Origin of the sequence: Pseudomonas sp. NPDC079367 (genome assembly GCF_044542195.1) — a bacterium.
GTDB lineage: Bacteria > Pseudomonadota > Gammaproteobacteria > Pseudomonadales > Pseudomonadaceae > Aquipseudomonas.
In genome coordinates, this window is sequence record NZ_JBITTW010000003.1 from 14,025 (window position 1) to 31,119 (window position 17,095).

Annotated in this window: 20 protein-coding genes; 14 read left to right on the forward strand and 6 right to left on the reverse strand. The window is 57.9% G+C overall.

Going from position 1 to position 17,095, the window contains the following annotated elements; genetic code table 11:
* The first annotated feature begins 97 nt into the window (after positions 1-97).
* Positions 98-460, forward strand: coding sequence for a DUF427 domain-containing protein (locus tag ACIGDJ_RS06200; RefSeq protein ID WP_101155208.1), 363 nt, complete (start codon positions 98-100; stop codon positions 458-460).
* Positions 461-513: 53 nt separating this feature from the next.
* On the opposite strand, the gene ACIGDJ_RS06205 is transcribed toward ACIGDJ_RS06200, so the two are convergent.
* Both ACIGDJ_RS06205 and ACIGDJ_RS06210 read right to left on the reverse strand, forming a co-directional pair.
* Positions 514-2,136 (reverse strand): MFS transporter, encoded by a 1,623-nt coding sequence (locus ACIGDJ_RS06205; RefSeq protein ID WP_101155206.1) that lies wholly within the window; start codon positions 2,134-2,136, stop codon positions 514-516.
* A 127-nt stretch (positions 2,137-2,263) separates the two neighbouring features.
* Positions 2,264-3,931, reverse strand: a complete 1,668-nt coding sequence (locus ACIGDJ_RS06210) for a GMC family oxidoreductase N-terminal domain-containing protein (RefSeq protein ID WP_313004792.1) — start codon at positions 3,929-3,931, stop codon at positions 2,264-2,266.
* Positions 3,932-4,064: 133 nt separating this feature from the next.
* On the opposite strand from ACIGDJ_RS06210, the gene ACIGDJ_RS06215 reads away from it, so the two are divergent.
* The 6 genes from ACIGDJ_RS06215 to ACIGDJ_RS06240 all read left to right on the forward strand — a co-directional run bounded on the left by ACIGDJ_RS06215 (position 4,065) and on the right by ACIGDJ_RS06240 (position 8,991).
* Positions 4,065-4,952 carry a LysR family transcriptional regulator gene (locus ACIGDJ_RS06215; RefSeq protein ID WP_313004794.1) on the forward strand — a complete coding sequence of 296 codons (888 nt, stop codon included), beginning with the start codon at positions 4,065-4,067 and terminating at the stop codon, positions 4,950-4,952.
* Between the two features lie 139 nt (positions 4,953-5,091).
* Positions 5,092-5,439 (forward strand): metalloregulator ArsR/SmtB family transcription factor, encoded by a 348-nt coding sequence (locus tag ACIGDJ_RS06220; RefSeq protein WP_313004796.1) that lies wholly within the window; start codon positions 5,092-5,094, stop codon positions 5,437-5,439.
* A 27-nt stretch (positions 5,440-5,466) separates the two neighbouring features.
* A complete protein-coding gene (locus ACIGDJ_RS06225) occupies positions 5,467-5,937 on the forward strand; it encodes an arsenate reductase ArsC (RefSeq protein ID WP_397478530.1) in 471 nt (156 codons plus the stop codon).
* 9 nt (positions 5,938-5,946) lie between these two features.
* Positions 5,947-6,645 (forward strand): arsenical resistance protein ArsH, encoded by a 699-nt coding sequence (gene arsH / locus ACIGDJ_RS06230; protein ID WP_397478529.1) that lies wholly within the window; start codon positions 5,947-5,949, stop codon positions 6,643-6,645.
* A gap of 148 nt (positions 6,646-6,793) precedes the next feature.
* The gene (locus ACIGDJ_RS06235) at positions 6,794-8,335 is read left to right on the forward strand and encodes a phospholipase effector Tle1 domain-containing protein (RefSeq protein WP_397478528.1); all 1,542 of its coding nucleotides are present in this window, start codon (positions 6,794-6,796) and stop codon (positions 8,333-8,335) included.
* On the forward strand, positions 8,335-8,991 hold the full coding sequence (locus ACIGDJ_RS06240; protein ID WP_122507968.1) for a DUF2931 family protein: 657 nt from the start codon (positions 8,335-8,337) through the stop codon (positions 8,989-8,991). Before ACIGDJ_RS06235 ends, ACIGDJ_RS06240 begins: the two co-directional genes overlap by 1 nt.
* Before the next feature lie 108 nt (positions 8,992-9,099).
* Here the strand turns inward: ACIGDJ_RS06240 and ACIGDJ_RS06245 are convergent, their stop codons facing one another.
* Positions 9,100-10,203, reverse strand: a complete 1,104-nt coding sequence (locus ACIGDJ_RS06245; RefSeq protein ID WP_313004808.1) for a DNA alkylation repair protein — start codon at positions 10,201-10,203, stop codon at positions 9,100-9,102.
* 2 nt (positions 10,204-10,205) lie between these two features.
* Entirely contained in the window at positions 10,206-10,811 is a 606-nt protein-coding gene (locus tag ACIGDJ_RS06250) for a glutathione S-transferase (protein WP_101155189.1), read from the reverse strand.
* A gap of 405 nt (positions 10,812-11,216) precedes the next feature.
* Here ACIGDJ_RS06250 and ACIGDJ_RS06255 point away from each other — a divergent pair, with 405 nt between their 5' ends.
* The 3 genes from ACIGDJ_RS06255 to ACIGDJ_RS06265 all read left to right on the forward strand — a co-directional run bounded on the left by ACIGDJ_RS06255 (position 11,217) and on the right by ACIGDJ_RS06265 (position 13,771).
* Positions 11,217-11,621: a TraR/DksA family transcriptional regulator gene (locus ACIGDJ_RS06255; RefSeq protein ID WP_016775095.1), complete on the forward strand. Its 405-nt coding sequence runs from the start codon at positions 11,217-11,219 to the stop codon at positions 11,619-11,621.
* Between the two features lie 613 nt (positions 11,622-12,234).
* Complete coding sequence (locus ACIGDJ_RS06260) at positions 12,235-13,458, forward strand: methyl-accepting chemotaxis protein (RefSeq protein ID WP_397504527.1); 1,224 nt, start codon at positions 12,235-12,237, stop codon at positions 13,456-13,458.
* Positions 13,459-13,567: 109 nt separating this feature from the next.
* On the forward strand, positions 13,568-13,771 hold the full coding sequence (locus tag ACIGDJ_RS06265; protein ID WP_313004815.1) for a hypothetical protein: 204 nt from the start codon (positions 13,568-13,570) through the stop codon (positions 13,769-13,771).
* Positions 13,772-13,776: 5 nt separating this feature from the next.
* Here ACIGDJ_RS06265 and ACIGDJ_RS06270 read toward each other — a convergent pair whose 3' ends face one another.
* Together ACIGDJ_RS06270 and ACIGDJ_RS06275 are read right to left on the reverse strand one after the other, a co-directional pair.
* Positions 13,777-14,016: a DUF2789 family protein gene (locus tag ACIGDJ_RS06270; protein WP_101155185.1), complete on the reverse strand. Its 240-nt coding sequence runs from the start codon at positions 14,014-14,016 to the stop codon at positions 13,777-13,779.
* A gap of 51 nt (positions 14,017-14,067) precedes the next feature.
* Positions 14,068-14,280, reverse strand: coding sequence for a hypothetical protein (locus ACIGDJ_RS06275; RefSeq protein WP_256589658.1), 213 nt, complete (start codon positions 14,278-14,280; stop codon positions 14,068-14,070).
* 478 nt (positions 14,281-14,758) lie between these two features.
* On the opposite strand from ACIGDJ_RS06275, the gene ACIGDJ_RS06280 reads away from it, so the two are divergent.
* The 4 genes from ACIGDJ_RS06280 to ACIGDJ_RS06295 all read left to right on the forward strand — a co-directional run bounded on the left by ACIGDJ_RS06280 (position 14,759) and on the right by ACIGDJ_RS06295 (position 17,077).
* Positions 14,759-15,208 (forward strand): hypothetical protein, encoded by a 450-nt coding sequence (locus ACIGDJ_RS06280; protein ID WP_313004960.1) that lies wholly within the window; start codon positions 14,759-14,761, stop codon positions 15,206-15,208.
* Positions 15,205-15,402: a hypothetical protein gene (locus tag ACIGDJ_RS06285; RefSeq protein ID WP_101155179.1), complete on the forward strand. Its 198-nt coding sequence runs from the start codon at positions 15,205-15,207 to the stop codon at positions 15,400-15,402. Before ACIGDJ_RS06280 ends, ACIGDJ_RS06285 begins: the two co-directional genes overlap by 4 nt.
* 125 nt (positions 15,403-15,527) lie before the next feature.
* The gene (locus tag ACIGDJ_RS06290; protein ID WP_101155178.1) at positions 15,528-16,544 is read left to right on the forward strand and encodes an ABC transporter substrate-binding protein; all 1,017 of its coding nucleotides are present in this window, start codon (positions 15,528-15,530) and stop codon (positions 16,542-16,544) included.
* A gap of 92 nt (positions 16,545-16,636) precedes the next feature.
* Positions 16,637-17,077, forward strand: coding sequence for a DUF3995 domain-containing protein (locus ACIGDJ_RS06295; RefSeq protein ID WP_101155176.1), 441 nt, complete (start codon positions 16,637-16,639; stop codon positions 17,075-17,077).
* The last annotated feature ends 18 nt before the right edge of the window (positions 17,078-17,095 follow it).

The following is a 17,095-nucleotide window of genomic DNA, read 5'->3' on the forward strand; positions in this document are numbered from 1 at the left end:
TGCCAAAGATTTTCGCCGTTCGGCTGCAATCTCAACCAGACCCGAGCCCATCGGCTATACCTGAACCGGTCTCTTCGCCGTCTTCAGGAGAATTCCCATGAAAAGCCCCAGCCCCGTGATCAGCGTCGAACAACTGAGCGGCTGCCTGCTGGTGAAATTCCACGGCATTCAGGTCGCCGCTTCCTCCCACGCGCTGATCCTCAACGAAGCCAACTACCCGCCGGTGTACTACATCCCCCGCGAAGACATCGACGGGAAATATTTTGCCCGCACCGACCACAGCAGCTATTGCCCATACAAGGGGGACGCCAGTTATTTCACCCTGCAGGTGCCTGGGCATGAGGTCGCCAACGCAGCGTGGACTTACGAAAATCCGAAAGTGTCAGTCGCGCCGATCCGCGACTACCTGGCGTTTTATCCGGACCAGGTGAAATTCGAAGTGATCAAAGCGGACATCTGAGCCAAAAAAATGGCGAGAGGATCGCGTCCCTCGCCATTGTTGTCAGCGCGTTTTCAGTTCTTGTCGAGATCGATATTCTTCGTCTCACGCAGGCAAATCATCCCCACCACCAGGCTCACCCCGGTAATCAGCACCGGATACCACAGCCCGTAGAAAATATCCCCGGTGTACACCACCAGCGCAAACGACACGGTAGGCAGGAATCCGCCAAACCAGCCGTTGCCGATGTGATACGGCAGCGACATCGAGGTGTAGCGAATGCGTGTCGGGAACAGTTCGACCATCAGCGCGGCGAGCGGGCCGTAGCACATAGCGGAAATGATAATCAGCGCGACGATCAGTGCGACGATCATAGGTTTGTTGATTTGCTGCATATCGGCTTGTTGCGGATAGCCGGCGAGGGTGATCGCGCCGCGCAGTGCCGCCTCATCGAAACCATCCAGCTTCACGTCGCCGACACTCACCTGCACGGCGCTACCCGCCGGCGCAGCAACGCTGGAGTAGGGCAGGCCTTGCTTGACCAGGAAGGTCTTGACCTTGTCGCAGGGACTGTCGAATTTGGCCTTGCCCACCGGATCGAACTGGAAGGTGCAAGTCGCCGGGTCGGCGAGCACGGTGATCGGTGCCTGACGGCTGGCCAGATCAATCGCCGGGTTGGCGTAGTGGGCCAGGGATTTGAAGATCGGGAAGTACAGCGCGGTTGCCAGCAGCAGGCCGAGCATCAGCACCGGTTTGCGCCCGACCTTGTCCGACAGCCAGCCGAAAAAGATGAAGAACGGCGCGCCGATCACCACGCTGATGATCAGCAGACTGTTGGCCACTGCCGGGTCCATTTTCAGGAACTGCGTGAGGAAGAACAGCACGTAGAACTGCGCGGCGTAGAAGGTCACCGCTTGCCCGGCGTTGATGCTGAACAGGGCGATCAGCACGACTTTGAGGTTTTCCCATTTGCCGAAGGATTCGCGGATAGGCGCCTTCGAGGTTTTGCCTTCTTCCTTCATTTTCAGATAGGCCGGCGACTCGTGCAGGCTCAGGCGAATCCAGGTGGAAATGCCCAGCAGCACGATCGACAGCAGGAACGGAATGCGCCAGCCCCAGACTTCAAACTGATCGCCGGTGAAGTAGCGGCAACCGAGCACTACCAGCAGCGACAACAGCAGGCCGAGGGTCGCGGTGGATTGAATCCAGCTGGTGTGGAAGCCGCGTTTGCCGATGGGAGCGTGTTCGGCCACGTAGGTCGCCGCGCCGCCGTATTCGCCGCCGAGCGCCAGGCCCTGAAGCATGCGCAGCACCACTAGAATGATCGGCGCCGCGATGCCGATGCTGGCGTAGGTCGGCAGCAGTCCGACGCAAAACGTCGCCACGCCCATCAGAATGATCGTCGCCAAAAAAGTGTATTTGCGCCCGATCATGTCGCCCAAGCGGCCAAACACCAATGCGCCGAACGGCCGCACGATGAAGCCGGCGGCGAACGCCATCAGCGCGAAGATGAACGCGGTGGTGTCGTTGACTCCGGCGAAAAACTGCTTGCTGATCACCGCCGCAAGGGCGCCGTAGAGGAAGAAGTCATACCACTCGAACACCGTCCCGAGTGATGAGGCGAAGATGACTTTCTGTGTCGCATTGCCGGTCTCGGCGCTACCCGCGGCGTCCAGCGGCTGAGCGTGGTCTGACATATCGGTATCCCTCACAGTGATTGTTTTTGTTGTTCCACTGGTGTTGCGTGTCCGGGTGAAGCGCGATGCCTTGAGTCTGCTGCAAAAAACTGTGGGAGGGGGCTTGCTCCCGAAGGGGCCGGGTCGGTCACATCAAGGGTGAATGACACTCCGCTTTCGCGAGCAAGCCCGCTCCCACATTAGAACTGTGTACAGGTTTGGCCAAAATCAGTTGAGCAGCCTTCTCGGCAATCATCAGCGTAGGCGAACAGGTATTGCCCGAGGTGATTTTCGGCATGATCGACGCATCGGCAATGCGCAAACCCGGTACGCCGTGCACGCGAAGTTGCGCATCGACCACCGCGTCGCCGTCGTTGCCCATGCGGCAAGTACCGACCGGGTGGAAAATCGTCGTACCGATTTTTGCCGCCGCTTCGTGCAATTGTTCTTCGCTTTGCAGGTCGGCGCCGGGCAGGTATTCCACCGGTTTGAACGCCTCCAAGGCAGGGGCACTGACGATGCGCCGGGTCAGGCGGATCGCATCGGCGGCGACGCGCAAGTCTTGCGGGTGGCTGAGGTAATTGGGCTGGATCAGCGGCGCCGCTTGCGGATCGGCGGAGCGAATCTCGATGCGCCCACGGCTCTGCGGGCGCAGGTCGCACACCGAGGCGGTGAACGCCGGGAAGCTGTGCAACGGCTCGCCAAAGCGCTCCAGCGACAGCGGCTGCACGTGATATTGCAAGTTCGCCGAGGTTTGCTCAGGGCCGGAGCGGGCAAACGCGCCCAACTGACTCGGCGCCATCGACAACGGCCCGCTGCGGTCGTACAGATAGCGCAGGCCCATGCCCATCTTGCCCCACACGCTGCCAGCGATCTGGTTCAAGGTACGCGCGTTTTCCAGCTTGTAGATCAGGCGCAATTGCAGGTGATCCTGCAGGTTGCCGCCCACCCCCGGCAGCTCATGAATCACGCCGATGCCCAAGCGCTCAAGCAGCGGCCGCGGACCGATGCCGGAGCGCTGCAGAATGCACGGCGAACCGACCGAGCCGGCGCACAAAACAATCTCCTTGCGCGCCTTGAACTGTCTGATCTGGCCTTCATGGCGCGCGCTGACTTTCGTCGCGCGGCCGTTCTCCAGCAAGACACGATCAACCTCTACGCCGGTCAGCACAGTCAGGTTCGCCCGGCTGCGCAGCGGTTTCAAAAAGGCCTTGGCCGCGTTCCAGCGCACCCCGGCTTTCTGGTTGACCTGAAAGTAGCCGCAGCCTTCGTTGTCGCCCTGGTTGAAGTCATTGATGCTGGCGATGCCGCTTTGCTCGGCAGCGCTGCGAAAGGCATCGAGAATCGGCCACGACAGACGCTGTTGCTCGACTCGCCATTCGCCCTGATCGCCATGAAATTGAGCGCCGCCAGCAAAGTGGTTTTCGCTCTGTTTGAACAGCGGCAGCACGTCGTTCCACGCCCAGCCCGGATTGCCAGCCGCCGCCCAACCGTCATAGTCGCCGGCCTGGCCGCGCATGTAGATCATGCCGTTTATCGACGAGCAGCCGCCCAGCACCTTGCCGCGCGGGTAACTCAGCGCGCGGCCATTGAGGCCCGGTTGTTCTTCGGTCTTGAAGCACCAGTCGGTGCGTGGGTTACCGATGCAGAAGAGGTAACCCACAGGAATGTGAATCCACGTGTAGTTGTCGCGGCCGCCGGCTTCGAGCAGCAACACCCGCTGCTGGGGATCCGCTGAAAGCCGATTGGCCAGCAGGCACCCGGCGGGGCCGGCGCCGACCACGATGTAGTCGAATTCATCCAGGGACGTGTGCATGCCCTGACCTCGCTTTTTGTTTTTATTGTCGGACACTCTAGTTGTTAGCTTTCGTTAAAAGAATGTTAGTTTTTGCACAGCCGCTGTGCGTTTTCAAACAGCCTGAAACGACGATAGCCGACAAGGAACCGCCATGTTCGACTGGAACGACCTGCGCTTTTTTCTCGAACTGCAACGCAGCGGTCGCCTGCTCACTGCCGCGCGTCGGCTCAACACTACCCACGCGACGGTCGCGCGGCACATCGAGTCGATCGAGAAAAGCCTCGGCACCGCGCTGTTTGTTCAGCACGCACAGGGCTATGAGATGACCCCGGCGGGGGAGGCGCTGCTCAAACACGCCGAAGCGATGGAAAACGTCGCGCTGCTGGCGCAGGAAGAAATCACCCAGTCCACCGCGCCGCTGGGCAAGATCCGCGTTGGCGTCACCGAAGGCCTCGGCATCAAATTTCTCGCTTCCCGAATGATCGGGCTGTTCGAGCGTTATCCCGGGCTGGAAGTGGAACTGGTCGCCGTGCCGCGCTTTGTCAGCATCCTCAACCGCGAAGCGGAAATCAGCATCCACCTCGAACGGCCATCCGCCGATATGCTCGTCACGCGCAAGCTCACTGACTATCGACTTGCGCTGTATGCCAGCCAAACCTACCTCGACAACGCGCCGCCACTGCAAAGCCGCGAAGACCTGGGCCGACATGCATGGATCGGTTACGTTGACGACCTGCTGTTCAGTCAGGAATTGATGTTCCTCAACAGCTTCTGTCGCAGCCCGCGCGTGGTGTTCCACAGCACCAGCGTGATCGCGCAGCAGGAAGCGGCGCGTTCGGGATTGGGCATCGCAGTGTTGCCCTGCTACATGGCCGAGTCCGATGCCGATCTGGTCGCGCTGCTGCCGGATGAAAGCATCGAGCGCAGCTACTGGATCAGCACACGGCGGGAGCTGCATAAATCGGTGCGGCTGCGGGTGGTTTGGGATTATATGGTGGGGTTGTGTGAGGCGGAGCAGGGGTTGTTGCTAAACCTTTGAGATCAAAAGATCGCAGCCTTCGGCAGCTCCTGCACCGAGTTCTGCAGGAGCTGACGAAGGCTGCGATCTTTTGATCTTGATTGACCATATATGTGGCTATCCGTATATTCGTCTTCCCGCATATGGCGAACCGAGCACCATGATCACCCCCACCGAAGTCTTCAAAAGCCTCGCCGACGAAACCCGTGTCCGCGCCATCCTGCTTATCGCCGAGCAAGGTGAGCTCTGCGTCTGCGAGCTGATGTGTGCGCTCGCCGAGAGCCAGCCGAAAATCAGCCGCCATCTCGCGCAACTGCGCAGCAATGGTTTGCTGCTCGACCGGCGACAGGGCCAATGGGTGTATTACCGCCTCAATCCGCAATTGCCGGCATGGATTGGCGAAATCCTCCAGGTGACGTCCAAAGCCAATACCGATTGGCTCAAAGACAACGCCGCACGCCTGCAACACATGGATGGCCGTCCCGTGCGCGAACGCGCCTGTTGCTGAATCTTCCATTTTCTACGGAGCGCATCGATGCGAGTCCTGTTCATGTGCACAGCCAACAGCTGCCGCAGCATTCTTTGCGAAGCCATGTTCAATCACCTGGCCCCCGCTGGTTTCCAAGCGGTGAGTGCAGGCAGTTTTCCCAAAGGCCAAGTCCTGCCGCGCAGCCTGTCGACCTTGCAAAAGTACGGAATCGCCATCGACGGGTTGCACAGCAAAGGCAACGAAGCCTTTGAAGACAGCCCGCCGGATATCGTTATCACTGTCTGCGACAAAGCCGCCGGCGAAACTTGCCCGGTGTATTTCGGCCCGGCACTGAAAGCGCATTGGGGACTGGAAGATCCGTCCGAAGTGCAGGGCGACGAAGCGACAATCGACGGAGCATTCCAAGCCACTCTGATGCGCATCGGTGAACGCTGCCAAGCCTTCCTCGATCTGCCGTTTCACTCGCTCAGTCGCGAGCAACTGAAAGCCGAACTCGATCGCATCGGCACGCTGTAAGGAGGCTTCATGACAAATCATTTGCCCAACCTCGACGCCAGCCTGATCGACGCTGTTAAGCCATCGAATGTCGGCGAACACAAACCGCGCATCCTTCTTCTCTACGGCTCGACCCGCGAGCGCTCGTTCAGCCGTTTGCTGGTCGAGGAGGCCGCGCGCCTGCTCGAACACTTTGGCGCCGAAACGCGGATCTTCAACCCATCCGGTTTGCCATTGCCCGACGACGTCCCGGTCGACCATCGCAAGGTGCAGGAATTGCGCGATCTGGTGTTGTGGTCGGAAGGCCAGGTCTGGTGCTCGCCGGAACGCCACGGCGCGATGTCCGCCGTGTTCAAAGCGCAGATCGACTGGATCCCCCTCGAACTCGGCGCCGTCCGCCCGACCCAAGGCAAAACCCTGGCGGTGATGCAAGTCTGCGGTGGCTCGCAGTCGTTCAACGTGGTCAACCAACTACGCATCCTCGGCCGCTGGATGCGCATGTTCACCATCCCCAACCAATCCTCGGTGCCGAAGGCCTATATGGAATTCGACGAAGAAGGGCGGATGAAACCCTCGCCGTACTACGACCGTGTGGTGGATGTGATGGAAGAACTGGTCAAGTTCACCGTGCTGCTGCGTGGGCAGCAGGCGCACCTGGTGGACCGCTATTCCGAGCGCAAGGAAAGTGCTGAACAGTTGATGGCGCGGGTGAATCAGCGGTCGATTTGACCCGCCATCCCCAGCCAGGCTCATTCCTTTTTGGGAGTGAGCCTGCTCGCACTGGCGCTCCATGGCTGGCACACCGCCACGGCTTGCACCGCTCCATCCCGGCTGTCACCCTTCTGGCCGTTCTTCAAGGATCAGAAGGAATCAAGGATTGAGTGGCTACGTTCCAAACCCGCCGAAAAACTATCGCTACGAAGAAGCCAAACCCGTCGACATACACGCCCAACATTGGGCCGAGTATGAGAAGCATGGGAAAGAGCCTGCGCGCGAACCTGAGAAAATCGGGATTGCGTTGAGGATCGGGGTGTTCTTTGATGGCACGGGCAACAATGCGAACAACTCTGCTGCGGGGTTGTTGTGTGGCGCTCAGCATCCGATTGCGCCTGAAGATATCGATGCCAGTTGCAAGCCCTACATGCGCAATCCAGATAGTAGCTATGCCAATGAAACAACCAACGTTTACAAACTGAGTGAACTGTACTTCGCACCTCAGAAAGCCGAAGGAGACGGCTCGCACAAGCGGGCGTTTCGCAGGGTGTACATAGAGGGGATTGGCACTCAATCGGGAGAAGAGGACAGTACATTCGGAGCGGGCACGGGCCGCGGAGACACGGGTATAGCGGGTCGTGTCCAACAATCATTTAGCGAGATCAAATCGCGTATTGAAGATGTAATTAACGAAAATCCAAACAGTGAAATTACCTCTCTGACTTTCGATACGTTCGGATTTAGTCGCGGCGCAGCTGCCGCGAGGCATTTTGCCAATGCAATTGTCCGCGGAAAACAAGGGCCACTCGGAGATGTATTGCGCAACAATGCGAGCGACTTTAGTCGCACCTTCATCGATCAGTACCAAGGCAGCATCAACATGGGATTCATCGGGCTGTTCGACACTGTGCCGTCGGTTGCAGGCTGGTCGAATTTTGGTAACGTTAAAAGTCCTGTGGCCACGGGCATCAAGCTCTACCTCGACCGGCGGTTTTTTACTGACGTCGTTCAGCTGTCGGCGCGGGACGAATATCGCGCTAATTTTGCATTGAGTCGCGTTAAAGCCGACCACTTGGAAGTCATTCTTCCAGGGGTGCATTCCGACATCGGCGGCGGTTATCGCGATGACATTGAAGAGTGTGTACTCGTCAGTCCAATGCAAACGCTTGAGGTCTCGATGTTTACCGATGTATCTACTACGTCGATCTACCGCCATGCCATGGTCATTAAAAATGAGTGGATCTCAAGGGGGTGGCCCGAAGATCTGCTGGAAATTGTTACGCCGGACGGGCTTCTCCTGCCCGTGGATCAACAGGACCGGCTCAGTCCCCGTAGAAAGCGCGTTTATGCAGCTCTGCAACTCAAACGTTCCGTAAGCGGGTTGTTGTCGAGGGTATATCTTCGGGTGATGCATAGCTTGGCAAAAGAGAAGGGGGTTCGCTTCGATGATATTCCAGCCACGGCTGCTTTGGCGGTCCCGTCAGAGCTTCAGGCGTTGTGCGACCGATTTGTCGCAGGTGACTACACCACAACTCAGCAAGAGGAGAACCTGCTGAGGTTGAAATACATCCACATGTCCGCAAATTGGAATCACCCTCTTGGAAGAAGAGACGGCAGCGGAGTCCGCGCCGTCTATATCAATGCGCCCACCGCAGACGCGATTCGCGTGCAGCATCCTCACGTACCTGACTGGACTCTTTGGTAATGAAATTATTTGTCGCCCTGCTACTTGGCGTATGCATAACGGGTTGCCAGTCTCCTGATCTGCTCTCAGCCAAGAGCGATCCAAAGTCGAAATGGTGGGAGCTGGCTTTCACTGAGCCCGATTACATGAAGGTATGGGTGGAGGACAGTTCCGTGCAGGACATAACCGGCAGAGTTTTCTTTAGAACCGGTGGTGGGACTGCTGCGGGCGGAGAGCCTGAAGACGGTACTGACTCTGCTCGCGGCTGGACAGGGGTGGGGGGCAGCGGTAAAAGAGTGGTGGGGGCCGATCTACCCATTCGTATCTATGTTCGCTGGCAATCAATCGTTGAACAGAAAACGTGGCAAGCGTGGGTGGATATTCCAGAGAATGCCAGACAGATAATGGTGACTTCTACCAGTCAACGGTGCCCCGAGAGACCTGACAGGACAGCACGCTTCATGGCCTCTGTTTACTTGGGACTTGCTCCGGGCGGTGTTGTTCAGGTGTGGGTGAGAGACTCATGTCATCGACCGATAAAGGTTGCTCGAGCGCAAGGCGAGATTGAGCCGCTAGGGCCGGAGCTTGGGAAAAACGGTGGTCGCTACGCCTATCCCGTCAGCGAAAAGTCCAAGCGCTATATCGAGAAATTCGGCATCCCGTACGGAAGTTGGTAAGCGCTGAAGCCGTGAGTCGTCCACTGTGCCGCCGCGCGCAATGTCGAAGCACGGCTGCCAGTGCACTGATCCGCTACCGGCTGTTTTGGTAAATAAACAACTCACGCCTCAAATCAAAACCTCAAACGCCGCACTACCCAACACCTCCCCATTAACCATCACCTGCACCCCATGTCGCCCGGCAAAATGCTTGCGCGTAGTAAAATCCTTGATGACTTGATTCCGTCGCACTACCTCAGTCCCGAAACCCGCTAATCCCAAAGTCTTCAACTTGAAAACCTTCCTCGAAACCCCGCCATTCGCCTTCACATACTCAATCGCATAATCAATCACCAGCCTTTGCTCGTGCGCCACCATGGACTTCACCGTAAACGACAAAGTAATCGCTTCCCCCAACCTCACCACCGCAGGCTCAACCCGCACATCCAACAACTCAACCTCAGCCTTCGCCCCTGCGCCGATCACCGTCAGCGCGCGCACGTCGCCCTGTTTGATCAAACTGCGCAGCGCATGCTTGGCAATCCAGGCCGTGTGCTTGTTCTCCAGCGACCAACCTTCAATCGTGTCCAACACCCACTGCGGATGCACCTTCGTCACGTCATTCAAATGATTTGCCACGGACTTGCGCACGTACAAGCTCTCATCCGCCTTCAACTGATCAAGTATCCCGGCGGCCAGCTGCGGATCAGCCTGCACCGCTTCCAGGCGGAACGACCACGGCAGGCGAGGGCGGCTGCCTTCGCTGGCGAGGCGGCGGACGTGGTGGTTTTCGTCTCGGGTCCAGTCATGCATTCGTTCCAGCGAGCGCTCGAGGTCGCTGCGCAAAAAGTAGCGGATGGCGAATTCGGAGGAGCCGAAGGCGGTGAAGTACTTCAGCGCGTCTATTGAGGTGTCGAACGCATGGGCGCCGTAGCTCGCGACGTAGTGTGGCAGGCACATGCTGACGAAGCCGCTGTTCAGCCGTGGCGCGAGTTCGAACAGCACTTCAAGGGAATCTTCGTAGTCCAGCGGCAGCACGGCATGCAGGCTTTCGCTGACACGCGCCATGCGTTGCATTACTGATAGTTCAGCGAGTCCGTCCTGGGCGTGTTTGAGAAACGTCTTGGCCTTGAACGCCGGGTACACCGCGCTCATTTCGTCAGCGATGTGCTGCAAGCGCTCGGCGTTGAAGATTTCCTTTAACGCCGGGGCGGCGGTGTCGGTGGTGCTCATGGTCAGTTCATCGGAGTGCTGACGAACGCGTCGGTGCCTTCTGCGTAGGCGGTGTATTGGGCGATACGTGGATAGCGCGCGGCGTCGATCTGATCCGGCACGACAAGGTGCGTGAAGCTCCAGGCAACCGCCAGACTGATGCCGTCCTGGGCGAGGGAGCCGTCGACAGGCAAGTCGCTGTGTTCAAGCTCTTTTTCCAGCGCGGTAAACGCGGCGGCGAGTTGGCCTTCAACGCGTTCAACCCAAGGTTGATATTGGATCTCGGCCGGCCGCAGGTTGCGTTCGTAATACAGCTGCACGGCTTTTTCGCAAGCGGTGAGGCTGAGGCCGATCATGCGCAGGGCTTGAGCGCGTTGTTTGAGATCGCTTGGCAGCAGGCTTTTGCCGGAGCTGGCTTCGAGGTAATCGAGGATGAGGGTCGAGTCCATCAGGACCACGCCGTCGTCGAGGATCAATGTGGGCGCCTTGACCACAGGGTTGATCTGCTGGAATCGTTCGAAGTGGCGGAACACCGAGACCGACTCGTGTTCGAGGTCGATCCCTAGGCATTTGGCGGAGATTGCTACGCGGCGCACGTAAGGGGAGTCGAGCATGCCAATCAGTTTCATGACGCGTTCCTTCAAGTCGAACCGGTGGGAAGGCATAACCTAGTCGAGCCTGAGGCAATTGTCAGTCCCTGGTGTTCGTTGGCGTGCGAAGCGCAGGCAGTGCTGGCTATCCTGCGTTACGGTTAGCCGTTTGTCTTCTATATACAGCCGCTCGACTGAATTTCTTGCTATAAACGCACTCCGATGGCCGTGTGGCACCTGTGTCAGAGCAGTTTCCGGGTCCTGTCGGACAAATTCCCTGTATTTACAGTTGCTGAGGCTTTGATCGGGCCTTAGACTGCCGCCCCTCGTAAATTGAGTGCCGGGTGGCGTTTGCAATAAAACGATGCCTTTTCGACGGCCCGACACGGTTCGCCGAAACGCTCCCTTATTCGCCTTAATGCACGTTTTTTTATAGAGATATCAATGACAAAGGACAAGTTGCTGGCCATGCCGGCAGATGACTACATGAATGCTGAGCAACACGCTTTCTTCACTGAGCTGTTGCAGAACATGAAAGTCGAAACCCACGAGCGCATTGAGCAAAATCGTATCGCCATTGAAAGCCTGGACACCCCGGCTGACCCGGCGGATGCGGCTTCGGTTGAAGAAGAGCGCACCTGGCTGGTCAACGCGATCGATCGCGACCAGCGCATGCTGCCGCAGTTGGAACAAGCCCTTGAGCGCATCAAGGACGACAGCTTTGGCTGGTGCGACGACAGCGGCGAGGCCATTGGCCTGAAGCGCCTGCTGATCAGCCCGACCACCAAATACTGCATCGAAGCTCAAGAACGTCACGAGCAGATCGATAAGCACCAGCGTCAGGCCTGATTCTGTGGGGTGACCCTCTCAAAAGAGGGCACCTTGAAAAGATCGCAGCCTTCGGCAGCTCCTACACGGGCGTTGCTGAAGGCTGCGATCTTTGTTTTTGCTCGTCTGCATTTTGCCCAAGCGGTTTTCATTGACCTGCCACAAACCCCCACGACTAACGGACCATGGATAATGGCGTTGTAGTGGCGTTTAATGCAGTCACAACAATGACAACGAGCGTGGGGTGATGAACATGACGAGAGACGGATCTCTGGTTGGGGTGCTGCCTGCACCAGTGCTTTTGCCGAAAAACCGCTGGATTGCGCCAACCCTGCAAAGCATCGCCCTGATGCTATTGCTCGCTGGCATGGCCATGGCCGAATGGTCGCTGTACATCGGCATGCCGCTGGCGGTGCTGATCGTCTGGCTGCCGCGCCTGCGTTCGCGCAGGGTTGCTGATGCAGCGCCGGTCGATACTGCCGGCGAATTATCTGCACTGACTCGTGATCTTTCCTACACCACCAGTCACAACGCACTGTCTGCGGCCGGCGTCGCGTTCTCGGTCAAGGCCCTGGCGAGCAAGCTTGAATCGCAACTCGACGCGGCGGCGCAGATCGTCAGCAACGCCGAGGTGATGATCGCTACCGAACAGGCGACTTCACAGCTCAGCCGCGAGGCGCTCGATGCCGCCAGCGAAGCGCATCACAGCAGCGCGGCGGGGCGTAGCGAGCTGCTCGATTCGATTTCGCGCATGCAGCAACTCAGTCAACGCGCCAATGCCAGTCGCGAGCTGATCGAAGCCTTGAGTGTGCGCAGCGACGACATTCAGCGCGTGACGCTGGTAATTCAGTCGATTGCCAGCCAGACCAATTTGTTGGCATTAAACGCTGCGATCGAAGCAGCCCGGGCCGGTGAGCACGGTCGCGGTTTCGCTGTGGTCGCCGATGAAGTGCGCGGATTGGCCGCGCGCACGGCGGCGGCAACGGGCGAAGTCGGGGAGATGGTTGCCGACATTCAGCAACGCACCGCGCAAGTGGTGGCGCAGATTCGCGAGCTGTCGAGTGATCTGCACACTGGCGTAGAACAGGTCGAGCACACCGGTCAGCATCTTGAGAACATTGCACGACTGGCGGCCGGCGTTGAAACCCAAGTCAGCGAAATCGCCCGGGGCGCGCAAACCAATCGCGAGCAGCTCGACGCGCTGTTCAACGCGATTGAGCAAATGCGCGGCGATTTGGCGATCAGCGATCAACAGACCCGCCGCCTCGCCGAGGCAGCGGTGCAGATGGAAGGGCAGGCGGAGACCATCAGTGAGCGTCTGGCCGAGGTGGGGCTGGACGATTATCACCAGCGCATCTATGACCTGGCCCGCGAAGGTGCGAGCCAGATCGCAGCGCGCTTCGAGGCAGATGTCGAGCAGGGCCGAGTCAGCCTTGATGATTTGTTCGATCGCAGCTACCAGCCGATCCCGGGCACCGAGCCAGCCAGGTTTCAGACACGGTTTGATCGATACACCGATCAGGTCTTGCCGGCAATTCAAGAGCCTCTGCTAGCGCGTCATGAAGGTTTGGTGTTCGCGATCGCCTGCACGCAGCAGGGGTATGTTCCGACGCATAACCAGGCATTCAGCCAGCCGCTGACCGGTGATATTCAGATCGACACAGTGAACAATCGCACCAAACGCAAATTTGCCGACCGCACCGGCATCCGCTGCGGCAGCCATCAGCAACCGGTGCTGTTGCAGACTTACACGCGTGACACGGGTGAACTGATGCATGATTTGTCAGTGCCGATCACGATCAAGGGCCGGCATTGGGGCGGGTTGCGGCTGGGCTACAAACCTGAAGCCCCGCGCTGAGATTATTACCGTTGACGCAATGAATCTGTGCGCGGCGATTGCTGTTTCCATCCGCAGGAAAGCATTAATCTTCCGACTTAGTTAGGTAGCTAATTACTTCGGAGAAGACATGCAGTGCAGGGTAGACGTGGCAGTGATGATCGGCAGCGGTGTTCCGGCCGGATTACGAGCGATGGGGCGCAGTGTGTGCTGGGTGGTTTTGCTCAATGGTGAGCGACGCGGCACAGCGTTCGCCAGTCGCGACGAGGCGGAGGAGTGCAAGGCTGCCTGGCTCGAACAAATGAACATCGAGCCCGGCGACAGCCTGCACTGATCGCCTTATTTGCCGCGATGCAAACGTACGTTCAGCTCATCGACGATCGGCGCTTCTTCGCCATCCGCACGCAGCCATTCCTTGAGCAATTGCGCCTGCTGGGGCGTCCAGAAATCGGCATCAATGAGTTTCGTGTCCTGGTCCAATGGATGGGCCTCGACAAAATCGTTGATCGACGCTTCATCAGACGGTAGGCCCAGCTGTTCGAAAAGGGTGGTCAGGTTGAGCTCGGTTGGCAGTTCCATCATCTACTCCTGGGTCGGTGCCGGTGCGGCTTGTTCATTTCACTCCCCTTATCAGAGGCAGGTGCTGGCGTGGAGTTCGATTTTTGATTCAAGCGAGCGGGCGAGGGCGCATGCTTCGTTGTGATTGCCGCGGAAACCTCTGACACGGCCGGTGGATATTTCCTTGATATGAAAGAAGGCGATGCCCGCCGGCACCACCTGAAAGTGCGGAGTCTGCTGATTGTTAGAAGATGTCGGTGGGTTATGGAGGTCGGTTACTTGCATTGCCAGAGATGGGTTGATTCGCGCGTCAGCCGACGTGGCAAAATGAGTCAAAGTGCACATATGAAGTCCTTTTCATCAGTCGGGCCGGGAATTAGCGGCCGTTGCGGGTAGTCGTAATGAGCATCGCTGCTCTAAAATCGCCAGAACCTGCTGACGACGTGGCTTATCTAAAGCAATTTTTCGCCAGCGATATGTCGGAAAAGTGCTTTTTTTCGTGAGAAATTTCCCTAAAGTTCGTAGTCAGATTTGCTCTAGTCGTACTTGAGGCTTTTTCCTTCAGGCTTTGGCGATTTCAGAGCAGATTTCACTCATGACAATCCAGTAGTCTACGAACCTCGCGATTGGAGAGCGCTTTGCTCGCGTCAGGTTTTTGAGTGTTTTGCAATTTTCATCGGCCTTGCCGTTTCTTTGCCGTGGGCGTTTTTCGCAGCGGTTTTTCAAATGTGGGGATGTTTCTTTGGCAGTCAGTAACCTCGATATGCATGCTTTGTTCGTGCTGGGTGATTTGCGTGCAAAGCTGGTCAAGCAATTCCAATCACGTTTTGTTTACATCACCGAGCAAAACGCCGAAGGCATTTACATCGCCGAAATCGATACCGAAAGTGCGTTGGTGGTCGATGACAAACCGGGACTCAAACTAAAGGTAGGCGACCATTTCATTGCATCGGTCCTCCCTAGTCGTGAAGGCGGCAAGTTGGACATTCGCTTTCGCGACATCAAGCTGTCGGTTTATGGATTGGGCGACTACGCGTTTGTCAGTACGGCCGACGGTCACGCGATCCTGTTCAAGGAAGGCCATAGTGTCGTTACCGTGTTCGCCGCCAATGAGCAGCTGCAGGAAGGCCTGACCAAGACCTTGAAAGCGGTTACCGCCAAAGCCGCCAAATGGCGCAAGGGCGAACTGGTGACCTTCAAGGCCAGCGAGTGAATCGAGCAGATTTCCATTTGCAAAACCTCGACAGCGCACGCGAAGAAGCGCAGCGGTTGTTCGCCCGAAAGGCCGATTTGCAAGGTGCCTGGCTGAATTGGGTGGCGACGCAGATTTATGCATTGCAACCGGCGGCTTACGCCAGCATGGTCAGACGTGAGCTGCACAGCCTGCAGGAAAAGTCTGAAACGTAACCTTGCGCGCATCCCATCCCAAAAAAAGCAGGAACCTCGGCTAAAGTCAGTTGACTGAGTCATTCAGAGGCTTGCGTTTCTGTCAGGCCAACTGCCATTGCTGTGAACAGCACGAGGTGCGATGCATGAACGGATTTCGACGGTTACTGGCCGCCAGCGTGGCCACCTTCGGTTTGCTGACGTCGGCGCAATCGCTGCAGGCGGCACAGACGCCGATCCACTTTGCCGACCTTAACTGGGAAAGCGGCAGCCTTATTACCGAGGTGCTGCGGGTGATTGTCGAGAAAGGCTACGGCTTGCCGACCGATACACTGCCGGGCACTACCATTACCCTTGAGACCGCACTGGCGAATAATGACATTCAGGTAATTGGCGAAGAGTGGGCCGGGCGCAGTCCGGTCTGGGTAAAGGCCGAAGCCGAGGGCAAAGTCGTCGGCCTGGGCGATACGGTAAAAGGCGCCACTGAAGGTTGGTGGGTGCCGGAATATGTGATCAAGGGCGACCCGGCCAAAGGCATCAAGCCGCTGGCGCCAGATCTGCGCAGTGTCACTGATCTGAAGAAATACAAAGACGTGTTCAAGGACCCTGAAAGCCCGGGCAAAGGGCGTTTCCTCAATAGCCCTATCGGCTGGACGTCGGAAGTGGTCAACAAGCAGAAGCTCACCGCGTATGGCTTGCAGGACGATTACACTAACTTCCGCAGCGGTTCGGGTGCCGCGCTGGATGCCGAAATCAGCTCTTCGATTCGTCGCGGCAAACCCGTGTTGTTCTATTACTGGTCGCCGACGCCTCTGCTTGGCAAATTCAAACTGGTGCAACTGGAAGAGCCGCCGTTCGACGCCGAAGCGTGGAAGACGCTGACCGACGCCGATAATCCCAATCCTGAACCGACCCGCTCGCTGGCATCGAAGCTGTCGATTGGTGTGTCTACGCCGTTCCAAAAGCAGAATCCGCAGATCGCCGAATTCTTCAGCAAGGTTGATTTTCCAATCGAGCCACTGAACAAAGCACTGGCAGACATGAGTGACAAGCACACCGCGCCTCGTGAGGCGGCGGTAGCGTTCATGAAGGCGCATCCGGATGTGTGGCAGGCGTGGCTGCCCAAGGATGTGGCTGACAAAGTGACGGCTGATCTGAAATAACACGGTCAGGCCACCGTACCGCCGACCGGTCGTGCATGGTTGGAAAACCCGACTACGATGGTTTGTTCAAATCCCTTTGAAGGATTTCAACCATGACCTTTGTATTGGCTCAATGGCTGGTGGCTGTCTTCGCAGTAATCGGCCTGATGCACGTGTATTGGGCTTTGGGTGGGCAATGGGCGGCTGCTGTGGTGGTACCGCAAGTGCCGGTGTCGGGCTTCGTTGCCACAGTGCGCCCGGCGTTCAAGCCGTCAGGCGGGCTGACCTTGTTAGTGGCGGCTGCGCTGCTGGTGATCGCGGCGCTGGTTTGCATGCGGGTCGGTTGGGGAATGCCGGCGGTGCGGCACAAGGCACTGCAATGGGTCATCAGCGCGATTGCGTTGCTGATGTTTGCCCGAGCCATCGGTGACTCGAATCTGGTCGGCTTTTTCAAGGAAGTGAAGGATTCGCGATTTGCGCGACTGGACACGTGGGTGTACTCGCCGTTGTGTGCGCTTTTAGGAGCGGGGCTTTTGGCGGTGGCTTGGGTCTGAAAGGCAGGAGCAAGCGAT